Origin of the sequence: Candidatus Pelagibacter sp. HIMB1493 (genome assembly GCF_052047995.1) — a bacterium.
In the GTDB taxonomy this organism is placed as follows: domain Bacteria; phylum Pseudomonadota; class Alphaproteobacteria; order Pelagibacterales; family Pelagibacteraceae; genus Pelagibacter.
On the sequence record NZ_JBNAIP010000001.1, the window covers coordinates 1,127,682 to 1,140,025 of the forward strand.

At 32.7% G+C, this 12,344-nt stretch carries 11 protein-coding genes; 1 reads left to right on the top strand and 10 read right to left on the bottom strand.

The window, feature by feature from the left end; genetic code table 11:
* Nucleotides 1–4: 4 nt before the first annotated feature.
* From ACTTBK_RS05965 to ACTTBK_RS06005, 9 genes are all read right to left on the bottom strand, one after another.
* Nucleotides 5–1,366 carry a TRAP transporter large permease gene (locus ACTTBK_RS05965; RefSeq protein WP_262589918.1) on the bottom strand — a complete coding sequence of 454 codons (1,362 nt, stop codon included), beginning with the start codon at nt 1,364–1,366 and terminating at the stop codon, nt 5–7.
* Nucleotides 1,356–1,940, bottom strand: coding sequence for a TRAP transporter small permease subunit (locus ACTTBK_RS05970; RefSeq protein WP_262589920.1), 585 nt, complete (start codon nt 1,938–1,940; stop codon nt 1,356–1,358). Before ACTTBK_RS05970 ends, ACTTBK_RS05965 begins: the two co-directional genes overlap by 11 nt.
* Nucleotides 1,941–2,016: 76 nt before the next feature.
* Nucleotides 2,017–3,177 (bottom strand): TRAP transporter substrate-binding protein, encoded by a 1,161-nt coding sequence (locus ACTTBK_RS05975; protein WP_440619086.1) that lies wholly within the window; start codon nt 3,175–3,177, stop codon nt 2,017–2,019.
* 125 nt (nt 3,178–3,302) lie between these two features.
* Entirely contained in the window at nt 3,303–4,376 is a 1,074-nt protein-coding gene (locus ACTTBK_RS05980; RefSeq protein WP_440619087.1) for an ABC transporter ATP-binding protein, read from the bottom strand.
* Complete coding sequence (locus ACTTBK_RS05985; RefSeq protein ID WP_440619088.1) at nt 4,369–5,448, bottom strand: ABC transporter ATP-binding protein; 1,080 nt, start codon at nt 5,446–5,448, stop codon at nt 4,369–4,371. The genes ACTTBK_RS05980 and ACTTBK_RS05985 overlap by 8 nt, the downstream gene beginning before the upstream one ends.
* The gene (locus ACTTBK_RS05990; RefSeq protein ID WP_262589924.1) at nt 5,448–6,296 is read right to left on the bottom strand and encodes a carbohydrate ABC transporter permease; all 849 of its coding nucleotides are present in this window, start codon (nt 6,294–6,296) and stop codon (nt 5,448–5,450) included. Before ACTTBK_RS05990 ends, ACTTBK_RS05985 begins: the two co-directional genes overlap by 1 nt.
* Before the next feature lie 3 nt (nt 6,297–6,299).
* Nucleotides 6,300–7,163 carry a carbohydrate ABC transporter permease gene (locus ACTTBK_RS05995; protein ID WP_085114993.1) on the bottom strand — a complete coding sequence of 288 codons (864 nt, stop codon included), beginning with the start codon at nt 7,161–7,163 and terminating at the stop codon, nt 6,300–6,302.
* 72 nt (nt 7,164–7,235) lie between these two features.
* Nucleotides 7,236–8,774 (bottom strand): extracellular solute-binding protein, encoded by a 1,539-nt coding sequence (locus tag ACTTBK_RS06000; protein ID WP_262589925.1) that lies wholly within the window; start codon nt 8,772–8,774, stop codon nt 7,236–7,238.
* Nucleotides 8,775–8,796: 22 nt separating this feature from the next.
* The gene (locus ACTTBK_RS06005; protein WP_262589926.1) at nt 8,797–9,858 is read right to left on the bottom strand and encodes an NAD(P)-dependent alcohol dehydrogenase; all 1,062 of its coding nucleotides are present in this window, start codon (nt 9,856–9,858) and stop codon (nt 8,797–8,799) included.
* A gap of 143 nt (nt 9,859–10,001) precedes the next feature.
* Here ACTTBK_RS06005 and ACTTBK_RS06010 point away from each other — a divergent pair, with 143 nt between their 5' ends.
* Nucleotides 10,002–11,090 carry a sigma-54-dependent Fis family transcriptional regulator gene (locus tag ACTTBK_RS06010; protein ID WP_262589927.1) on the top strand — a complete coding sequence of 363 codons (1,089 nt, stop codon included), beginning with the start codon at nt 10,002–10,004 and terminating at the stop codon, nt 11,088–11,090.
* On the opposite strand, the gene ACTTBK_RS06015 is transcribed toward ACTTBK_RS06010, so the two are convergent.
* Nucleotides 11,087–12,292, bottom strand: a complete 1,206-nt coding sequence (locus ACTTBK_RS06015) for an MFS transporter (protein ID WP_440619089.1) — start codon at nt 12,290–12,292, stop codon at nt 11,087–11,089. The two genes, ACTTBK_RS06010 and ACTTBK_RS06015, sit on opposite strands and share 4 nt — an antisense overlap.
* Nucleotides 12,293–12,344 lie beyond the last annotated feature (52 nt).

A 12,344-nucleotide genomic window follows, 5' to 3' on the forward strand; every position in this document is an offset into this window, starting at 1 on the left:
TCTTTTATTGTGCAAATAAAGTTTCCGGTAACCAAAGCGCTATTCCTGGGAACATATACATTAAAAACATCGCAAATATTACAATTGCTAAAAATGGCATTATTCCTCTGAATATATCCATAAGTTCAACATTAGATTTTTGAACTCCTTTTAAATAATAAGCCGACATAGCCATGGGTGGGGTTAAAAACGATGTTTGTAAATTTAAAGCAATTAACATTGCAAAGAAATATGGATTAACACCAAATACTTCTAACAAAGGTAAAAATATTGGAACAAAAATAATTAAAATTTCAGTCCATTCTAAAGGCCATCCTAGAAGAAAAATAATTATTTGAGTGATAATTAAAAACTGCCAAGTCGTAATATTTATAGAAGTAAAGAAGTGTTCAAAAACCTCGTGTCCCCCTAAATAAGAAAACACCGATGAAAAAGTCCAGGAACCAATAAACAGCCACATGATCATTGCAGTTGTTTTAGCTGTTAAAAAAACAGACTCTTTAAAGTTTTGCCATTTAAGTGTTTTATAAAACCAAGATAAAAGTATTGCCCCAAAAGCTCCTGCTGCTGCAGCTTCTGCTGGAGTTGCAATACCTGCTAAAATAGTTCCTAAAACAAGCATAATTAAACCAAACAACGGAACGAAAGAAACTAAAACTTCTTTTAAAATTTCACCAGTTGGAGGAATATCTTCTTTAGGAGGTCTAGGAGCAATTGATGGATTTAACCATGCTCTAAATACTGCATATGCAATATAAAGACCTGCTAAAAGTAAACCTGGAAATATCGCTGCTGCAAAAAGTCTTAAGGGCGATAGTTGGGCTATTACCGAATAAACAATTAGCATAATGCTTGGTGGAATTAAAATTCCTAAACATCCACCAGCGCAAATAATTCCTGACGCAAATTTTTTATCATAACCTGCTTTAACCATTGCAGGCCATGCTAACAATCCCATCAAAGTTACAACAGCACCAATAATTCCTGTAGCTGTCGAAAATAATGTACAAGTAATTAGTGCAGCTACCGCCATTGAAGCTGGAAGTCTATGTGCTGCCAATCTAATTGCAAAAAATAGTTTAGCTACAATCCCTGCTCTTTCAACTAGATATCCCATGAATAAAAATAAAGGCACAGCCGTAAGAACGTTGTTGTCCATAACAGTATAAGTATTTTGAACAAACAATTGGAATATACGATTATCAAAAATGTGCTCCATCATTGTTGCATCGTAATAAGCAAAATATCCAAAGCCTATTCCCATAGCCATTAAAGTGAAAGCAATCGGGAAACCTAATAGAACTGCAAACAAAAACATACCCATCATTAAAATTGCAATTTCTGGATTTGTTAAACTAAATAACATTTTTTTTGTCCTCTTCTTGAGCTGTTCTCATTAAAACTTGTTCTGTTTCTTCAGCAACGACCATTCGTGCTGGCCATTGTCCTGTTTGAATACATATAATAGATCTAAATACTTCACTGATGCCTTGAATAATTAATAAAACACCTGCAGCTGGTATCATCGATTTAACCATATAAATTTGGATTTGAGCTGGACTACTCCAACTAGTCTCTTTTATTTTCCAAGCAAGCGCAGCATATTCATATCCATAAAAAGCTAACGCGATCACACCTGGAAAAAAGAAAATAAAGTATAAAACCAAATCAATCCAAGCCTGAGTTTTTTGACTAAATAATCTGTAAATAACGTCACCTCTAACATGTGATTCTGTAGCTAAACAATATGCGCCTGACATCATTAAAATTGCACCATACATCTGCATACTAAAATCAAAGTTCCAAAGTGTAGGTGAATTAAAAACATAAGCCATAACTACTTCATAAACAGTTCCTCCCATTAAAACTACTATGCACCACGAAAAAGCTTTACCCATTGATGTGCTAAGAGTATCTGCAAATTGTATAAATGACTTCATATCAAAGAAATATATTAAAATATGTGTAAAAAAAAGGGGGTTTTTCAACCCCCTTTTAAATTTATTTTAAAGTTAATTAGATTTTAACTTTTTCGATTGGACCAAACTCATTTTCATAAGCTAATTTGTAGTTCGGTTGATTCATCAACAGATACTTCATAGTTCTCTTAGCGTATGCTTTTTGTGAGTCTACTACTTTTTTGAAGAAAGCATCTTTAGCAGAAAACTCTCCTACAACTTTATCCCAACCTTTTAATTGTTCTGCTAGGATAGCATCAGACGTTTGGTAAACATTAACCTTATGCTCATTCATCAACTTAGCAAGGTCAGTTGAATATCTAACCAATGCTTTAAAGTAGTTATCTGAGTTTGCAGCATAAGCAGCATTTCTCAAGATAGCTTGATGTTCAGGTGAAAGGCTGTTTAGTCTCTTAGTGTTCATAGGAATTTCAAACATTTCCTGAGATTGGTGGAAACTTCCTAAGTGATAGTGTTTAGAGACGTCTTGCATTCCAAACTGTGAGTCTGATGTTGGGTTGTTAAACTCAGCAGCATCAATCAAACCAGTTTTCATTGCTGGTTGGATTTCACCACCTGGTAACTGTCTTACAACCATTCCCATAGCAGTTAAAACGTTAGTCGCTAGACCAACAGTTCTATACTTCATACCTTTAACATCAGATACTTTAGTTACGTTCTTTTTGAACCAACCAAAAGGCTGTGCAGGCATTGGCATATGGAAGAAACCTGTGTAATTAAATCCTACACTTTTTACAGCTTCTTCATATAATGCTCTTCCTCCACCATACTCCATCCATCCCATAACTTCTTGAGACGACATTCCGTATGAAGGACCTGTTCCAAAAAGAGATGCAGCAGGGTTTTTTCCGTACCAGTATGCTGTCACCCAGTGACCCATATCTACTACTCCAGAACTAACTGCTTGACCAATTTCAGAAGTTTTTACAACTGCTCCAACTGGTTGCACATCAATTTTTAATTTACCACCTGACATGTCACTAACCATTTTCGCATAGTCTGAAGCCATTTCGAAAAATATGTTAGCACCTGATGGCCAAGCAGCTTGCATTTTTAGAGTAACGTGACCGTCACCTAAAGCAATGTTTGGCATAGCTACTGCTGCTGCTGTTGCTGCACCAGTTGCTGCCGCTGCTTTGAAGAACTTTCTTCTTGAAGGAGTTTTAGAACCCTTCAAAGATTTCTTATTCTTAATCATTTATTCTCCTCTAGTTAATTAACTTGGCGAGGACTAAAACATATTTTTAGATTAGAGTCTTTCTAAAAAGTGACCTAGAATGGGTTAGATAGAATTTTTTTACAATTATAGGTAGTATTTAAAACTTAAATCAATTTGTTATTTTCGTAAATACAGCACTTTTCAGCTGGTATATGAAGTTTAATTTTTTCGCCTGAAATTTCAGTTTCTCTATTAACCTTAGACTTAATTTCAAAATTATCCATTCTTGCAGTAATCAATTTGTAATTTCCAAAATCTTCAACTTTTTGAACATTTACATCAACAAGATTTTCACTTTGATTTTTTGCAATTTTAATAAACTCAGATCTAATTCCTAATTTTATATTTTTACTTTTTAGATTAGACAAATTTGTATTCGTCTTAATTATTGTATTATTTATTTTAACAGTATTTTCTGAAGTTGCTTCACTATCAAATAAATTCATAGCAGGTGAACCAATAAAGTAACCAACAAAAGTTGTATTTGGTCTTTCAAATAATTCTTTAGGTGAACCTGTTTGCACAACTTCTCCTTCACTCATCACAATTATATTGTCTGCAAATGTCATAGCTTCGTTTTGATCATGTGTTACATAAACTAAAGTTGTTTTGTATTGCTCGTTTATTTCTTTTAGATTTCTTCTCAATCTAAATTTTAAATCAGGATCAATAACGGTCAAAGGCTCATCCATTAAAACCGCTGCAACATCTTCTCTAACCAAACCTCTTCCTAAAGATATCAATTGTTTTTGATCTGCTGTTAATTTTCGTGCAGGGAAATTTAAAAAAGATTTTAAATTTAAAGTTTCTGCAACAGAATTAACTCTTTCATCTATTTTAGCTTTTGAGAAATCTCTACACTTTAGTGGAAAAGCAAGATTTTCAAAAACTGTCATAGTGTTATAAATTACTGGAAACTGAAAAACTTGAGCAATATTTCTTTCTTCTGTTTTTAAATCTGTAACATCATTATCATCAAACAATATTTTTCCAGCTGATGGTCTAACTAATCCAGAAACAATATTTAACATTGTTGTTTTTCCACATCCAGAAGGACCTAGGATTGCATATCTATTTCCATTCTCCCAAGTCATCGAAAATGGATTTAATGCATAAATTGGATTTGGATCATTTGGATTATAAGAATGCGAGATATTACTTAAATCAATTTTAGCCATTATTTCCTCCAAATGGTGAGGATGCTAATTTACCATTAGCACCAAAGGCATAAGCTCTGTCTATTTTAAAATCTATTTTAATCTTGTCATGAATTTTAAAATTTAAAACCTCTTCTATAGAAATAATAATTTTTATACTTCCTCTTTTTAGATGGAGTAAAGTTTCGGAACCACTAATTTCAGCAAGCTCAACTTCAAATTCATGACCATTTTCATCAAGTTCAATATCTGATGATCTCAAACCAATCTTTAATCCGCTATCTGTTAACTTTGATAAATGATTTGGCGCTTTGATTTCAATACCTTCAAATCTAATTTGATCGTTAGATATTTCTGCTTCAATAATATTCATTGGTGGATCGTTAGAAATTTCAGCAACTTTTAATGAGCTTGGGTTCTCAAATATTTCTTTTGCTGGACCTACTTGTAGTACCTTACCTTCATCTAAAACAATAACCTCTCCATTTAATTCCATGGTTTCTCTTGGATCTGTAGTAGAATAAATTAAGATAGTTTCATCCGCTAAACCCTTTGAAAACAAGCTCTTAAATTCTTCTCTAAGTTGTTCTCTCAGTTTGTAATCTAAATTTACCAAAGGCTCATCTAACAATAATATTTTAGCATTTTTAACTAATGATCTTGCTAGAGAGACACGTTGTTGCTGACCACCAGATAACTCTTGGATTTTTCTATTTTCGTAACCAACTAACCCAACCGATTTTAAAGATTCCATTACTTTATTTTTGATTTCTTCATTATCGATTTTTCTTTGTCTTAAAGGAAAAGCAATATTTTCAAATACATTTAAATGAGGATAATTAATAAATTGTTGATACACCATCGCTACATTTCTTTGCCAAACTGGAATCTTTAAAAAATCTTTACCATCAAATTCGATGGCACCACTGTCTGGGGTTAAAAGCCCAGCTATAGTTTTTAATAAAGTTGTTTTACCTGATAATGTTCTTCCAAGAATTGTGTATAAATTCCCCTCTTTAAAATTAAATGATACTTCATTTAAGTGATATTCCTCACTTGGTTTATAAGTTAAATTGTTAGCTATCAAATTCATTATTTAATTGCTCCTGATAGATTTCCTTTAGATAGATATCTCTCAACAATGAAGGCTACTATAATTAATGGTGCAACAGAAACGAGAGCAGATGCTGACAAACTCCACCATGGTGTAACAGATGAGTTCAGAGCAACAATTTTAACTGGTAATAACTGTACTTCTGTAAAAGTTAAAATGAATGCAAAGAAGAAGTCAATCCATCCAAAAATAATACAAAACATACCAGCAACAATTAATCCCGGTATAGAATTTGGTAACACTACTTTTAAGAAAGCTTGATAAGGATTACATCCATCAATCAAAGCTGTTTCATCAATTTCTCTTGGAACTTTATTAAAGAAATCAACCATAATCCAAACTGCTATAGGCATCAGTAAAACAATATAAACTACAATTAATCCTAAAAGACTATCCAGTAGATTGATTGAACTTAAAAATAAGAAAAATGGAATTGATAAAACAATTGGCGGCATAATTCTTTGAGAGATAAAGAAAAATGTAATGTCATTATTTTTTACAAAACCCGCTTTAAAGGTGTATCTGGATAAAGCATAAGCTGACAGTGTGCCAAGAATTATACTAATTAAACTTGCAGTACACGTTACAAATAAACTATTGAAATAAGGTTCTACTATATCAACTCCACCTTTGGCTGGAGATTTTATCAAAACTTTCCAACCCTCTAAATTAGGCTCAAAATCTACCCACGGTATGTAGGTAACTCCCCCATTTACAGATTGAAAATCTTTGAACGATGTAGTTAGAGCCCATAGAAAAGGAGCAACAACAAACACTGCCCAGAAGACAATAAAAAAATATTTTAAAAATGTATAAAATTTGCTCATAATTTATTCTTTTAAAAGTAATTTAGTTAAAACCTTTGCAATAATTGTTAAACTTATGATCATAATAATTAAGTAAGTAAAAGACATCGAGGCTGCATATCCCATTTGAAACTCTCTTAATCCTTTAATAAAAATATAAAAACTTGATGTTTCGGTTGCAGTTCCAGGACCACCTGAAGTTAAAACATATACGGTATCCATAATTTTAGATGCCTCAATTAATCTTATAATTATTGCACCAATTGATATTGGAGCCATTAATGGAAAAGTTACGTAAATAAATTTTCTAACAGGACTGGCACCATCAATTGCAGCAGCTAAAAATGGTTCTTTGGGTAATGACAATAAACCTGCTAATAAAAGCAGAAACATAAATGGTGTCCACTGCCAAACCTCAACTATAATTACTGTAAATTTAGCTAAAGCTGGGTCTGTTAACCATTTAGGAGATAAACCAAAATTAGATAAAATATCATTAACAGGTCCTAAAGATTCATGAAAAAAAGTTCTCCAAATAACAGTCATGATAACTGGAGTTGTCATCATTGGTACTAAAAATAAAACTCTAAAAAATCTTTTAAATTTAATGTCTTTCCAAACCATATGTGCAAGAGCAAATCCAATCACATACTGGAGAATTACTGTTGTAACAGACAGAAAACTTAATCTAAAAAAAGATTCCCAAAATCTTGGGTCGTCTGTAAAAAGACGAATATAATTTTCTATACCTATAAAATCTAAACCTGGATTGTAACTATTCCACCCAGATAAACTTAATCGAACTACAAAAATAATTGGAAAGATTAAAATTCCAATAAGCACAAATAAACCTGGAAACAGAAAAAAATATTTATGCTTAAAGTTCATTTATAAACTTGGATTATATTATGTTTTTTATATGTGGCCATTTTAATTAATGGCCACATAAATTAAGTATTTTTATAATTGGTTGTCTTCCATTTTAACACCAACAGCGTAGGCATCTCTTACTGCTTTTTTACCTACTCTGCTTACAATTGCTTCCCACTCTTTAGCAACTTCGTCTAATGCTTCTTGAGGAGACAATTGTCCTGCTAAAGCTTTAGAAGTTCCTGTAGCGACAGCACTTGTAAACTCAAATACACCTGGAACTCTTAAAGGGAAAACTCTGTTTTGACTTTTCTCCATATCTAAAAGTGTTTGAGTGTAACTGTTAGCAATCTCTGGATCCCAACCCATACTATTGATATAAATATTAGGGTCGAAGTCAGAGTTTTTGAATGGGTTAACACCAAATCTTCCAATTGCTAAATCAGCTTGGTGATTTGCTCCGTTTGAGAAGAAGCAAAGATAATCAAACGCCATATCTTTTACTTTACTTTTCTTAGCAACACCAACTGCCCAACCCCAAACAATGTAAGGAGCTTGGTTGTATTGGTTTTCCCAGCTATTTGAAACTCTGTTCCAAACTTTGTTAGCACCTGGAAGAGGAGCTGTACCTACTTTGTTTTTAATAGGGCTGTCATCTTGCATTGCTGCAATAAATGCATCGTCCCATGAAAAACTAAATAAAGTTTGTCCACCACCAAATGATCCAATTTCGTCACCTAAACCAAAGTTAATTCCTCCTGGAGGAACATATTTAGTAGCCTCAACCCAATCAGTTAAAGCTTCAACGAAACCTGGATTATTAATGTTTGGTTTCATAGTCTCTAAATCAAAAAAGAAACCACCTGGAGTTCTTGGATTTTTAGCATATGCAACTGATCTGCTGAAAAAAGCTGCAAACATTAAATCGTCTTTTTTCATAACTTCAGCTGAACCATATTCTAACTCACCATCTCCATCCCAGTCCCAACCATTAAAGAATTTTGCCATCTCAGCATATTCTTTCCAAGTTGTTGGAACTTTTAGATCGTTCCCTGTTTCTGCTTTATATTTTTTTTGCATTTCAGGATTATCAATGACGTCTTTTCTATATTTTAAATAGTGTCTGTCACCATCAACTGGGTACTGGTACATAGTTCCATCCCAAGATGATACACCCATATGAGATTTAGTTACGTCTTTCATCTCTGTTGAGTTCATATACTTCTTAGGAACTGGCGCTAAATATCTTTTCCAGTCATTGATAAAGTTAGAAAATCCAAACACAATATCGTAAGGTGCTTGTCCAGCTTGAAAAGGAACCATTGCTTTTGAATACAAATCACCTGCTGGTGTATGTGTAACATCAACTTTAGCTCCAGTTAATTTTTCAAACTGTTCAGCATGAAGAGCTGTTGGCTCTCCCATTACTGGAATTGCGTGAGTATTTATTTTAAGAGTTTTTCCTTTATAATTTTTCTTAGACATTTCCTCATAAGAACAATCACCTGGAATATCTCCTGTTGCTTTGATATGTGGGAATTGATCACTCCACTTATCAGCATATGCCATAGGGCTAAATATCATCATGCTTGATATTACAGCCGTTAAGCAGGTTTTTATTATTTTCATTATTACCTCTCTTTTTTTTTTTTTATGGAACTAAAACAGCTCGTCCCTTAACCTTACCATCGTTAAGATCATGAAGTGCTTTATTAGCATCGTCTAAACTATACTCCTGCATAGAGAGCTTGACTTTACCTCTGTCAGCTAACTCCATTAATTCATATAATTCAGACCACGTTCCCACTAAATTACCTACAATTGTTTTCTCAGAAATAATTAAATCAACTGCAAGTGATTTAATTTCTTCTCCATATCCAACTATGTAGTAAAAACCACCATTAGAAGTCATTTGAATTCCCATGGCAGTAGATCCTTTTTCACCTACGAAATCAATTACAGCTTCAGAACCTTTTCCTTTTGTTAGTTCTTGAACTTTTTCAATTTCGTTTCCATCAATTAAAACTCCGTGGTCACCACCAAGTTCCATTGCATGTTTCAATGCTGCTTCAGATTTTTCAACAATAATAATATCTGCTGCACACATAGCTTTTAAACATTGAATAGCGATGTGACCTAAACCTCCTGCACCAATAATTGTACAGCTCTGACCAGGTAGCAAATGTCTTGTTGCTTTTTTTACCACTCTATAAGCTGTAAGACCTGCATCTGAAAAAGGTGCAACATCTTTAGGCGCTAATACTTTTGGAAGTTTAATTAGATTTCTAACGCTAGTTTTTAATAGTTCAGCGTAGCCTCCTTCTTTAATACTTAATCCAGGAAATGCACCTGCTTCAGCGTGCATATCATTACCTCTTCTACAATCTAAACAAGTTCCTCCTGTTCCAGAAATAAGTGGGTGTAATATTACAGGATCACCCTTTTTAAATTCAGTAACGTCTGAACCTACATCTTCTACCCAACCAGCATTTTCATGTCCCATTACGCATGGTAATAATTTTCCATCTGGATCTTGGATGTGTTTCCATACTCCTTCAATAATATGTAAATCAGTTCTGCAAACTCCTGCAGCACCAATTTTAACTATAACGTCTGACGCCTTTTCAATTTTAGGATCTGGCATCTCCTCACCTGTGACCCAGACCTTTTCTTTCATTTCAGGGTCATATTTATGCAAAACCTGTGCTTTCATTATTATCTCTCCTTTAATATTTCAGTAACACTATTAAAGTTCTGATATAGAATGGAGTCAACGGCATCTTTATATGTACAAAAAGTTAACAATTACAACCTGTGGTTGGTTGTTGTATCTAAAAAAACAAATAAACTTTTAAAATGTCAAACTTAAGTCACTCAAACGGCGAACTTAAAAATATCCTTCATAAAAGGAATATGGGCTCTTATGAAATGGGAAAAGATATTAATGAAAGTTGGTTGAGATGTATCAATGAAGGCCTTGATCCGTTTAATGATCCTAAACAAAGTGTAATTTCATCAATTGAATTAAAAGAAATAAAAGAGCGAAATGAAACTATCAGAAGAATAATTATTCCTGAGCTAGAACTTTTATATTCCCAAATAGCAGGAACAAATTTTATGGTGGCTTACTCAGATGAGAAAGGATTAGTCTTGGATACAATTTATGACAAATCTTGTTTACAAACTGACGTTGGTAAAACAGTAATACCAGGTTCAATCTGGGCAGAAAAAATTTGTGGAACAAACGGTCTTGGATTATCTGTTGAACTAAAAAAACCAACTATCGTTTCAGGTAAAGAACACTTTTTTACTGCTCATGAAAATATTTCATGCTTTGCAAGTCCAATCATAAATTATGACGGTAAAATTATTGGTATTATTGATGCTTCAACAGATTCGATGTCCAGAGAACAACATACGCTAGCTTTAGTTAGGCTTGCAACTAGAAGTATCGAAACCAAATTGTTTATTAAAAAGTTTGAAAACGAATTAATTATTTCTTTTCACCCAAGACAAGAATATCTAACTACAACTAGTGTTGGGATGCTTGCAATAAATGGTGATGGATTAATTGTTGGTGCAAACAACAATGCAAAAATTATGCTTAACGGACTAGTTGACTTGAAAAATGAAAATTTTAATAAAATTTTTACAACTTCATTTTCATCAATTGCATCAGATATCTTAAATAATAAAACTCTAAAGATAACAGATCATCTAGGTTCATCTGTTTTTGTAGTCAAAAGTCAAAATTTTAAAGAAAGTAAATTTATAGAAACTGGCAAACAAAACAAAACTTACGCTTGTAAAAATTGTGAGAATACAAAAATTAAAAGAGAGAAATGTATCTTAATTAGATCAACTTTTAGTGAGACTAATAATATTTCTGCAGCATCAAGAAAATTGGGTGTATCTAGAACTACAATTTATAAACATCTAAATTAATTATTTTTTAATAAAAAATATAAATAAGAAGTTAAAGACGTAACTAGTACAAAAGACATTGCTAATTGAAATGAAACAATTTCAGAGTAGTTTAAACTTAATCCTAAATCTATAATAAGCCCAATTATCCATTGCAGAAAGAAGGCACCTATAAATATCAATAGATTATAAGACGTTAGAGCTTTACCTGCATTAGATACAGAGAAAGCCATCCCAACTGCTGGCTGAATTAAGGACAAAAATACAGCTGAAACTATAAATAATGCCCAATGAATTGAATCTGTATTTGGACCTAGATAAATAATTACACCCAATACCAATAAACTTAATGGTGAACCATATTTCAATAATCTGATTGCATCATTGACGTTCTTTGAAAATTTTGGAACAAAATATCCCCATATTAAAAATGATAGCAGCATAAAAAAATAAATTAAAAATAACCCTTTTGCACTTTCCTCTGGTGTATATCCAGATACTTTTATCATCCAAGGACCGGCCCATAGTGTTTGGATAGCAAATAATCCTCCAGTGCTAAAAAAACCCATTGGAATTACACTTCTGAAGAATTGATTTTGCCAAACAATACTCAATTTTGCATCATCGTTTTTCTGATTACCTTTTGAAGTCCACTGAGGAATAAAAATAATTATCAAAATTATACAAACCAAAGTTATGAAAGCTAAAAGCAAAAATATATTTCTCCAACCAATTATAGGTAAGAAAAATTGAACTGGTAAACTTGATGACAACATACCAATTGCACCAACCATTAACATCCATGAGTTTGCACGTTGTTGGGTTTCATCTTGATACCAAATCCGATAAGCTGTCAAAGGCCCCATTAAACAAGCTCCAACACCAACTCCTATAATTATTCTAGATACTAAAAGAGTTAAAAAATTCTGAGCGAGAGCAAATATTAATAAACCAACAATGGTTAATGACAAAAAGTATGAAACAATTTTTCTTGGACCTCTCAAGTCTAGCATATAACCTAAAGGGATTTGAACACTTGCAAATCCAAGAAAATATCCACCCCCCAATAATCCAAGCTCTCCTGCAGAAAGATTAAATTCGTTTACTAATTCAGGTGAAATTGTTGCTGTTATTGCTCTTAAGAGAGTAGAAATAAAATATCCTAAAGCAAAAACTAAAAAAATTATAATAACTTTTGATTTAGCTAAGACAGGTTTATTCATTAAGCATTTTGTTAGCCTTGTTTACTCAATTAACAGTTCTTAAAAAATCTTT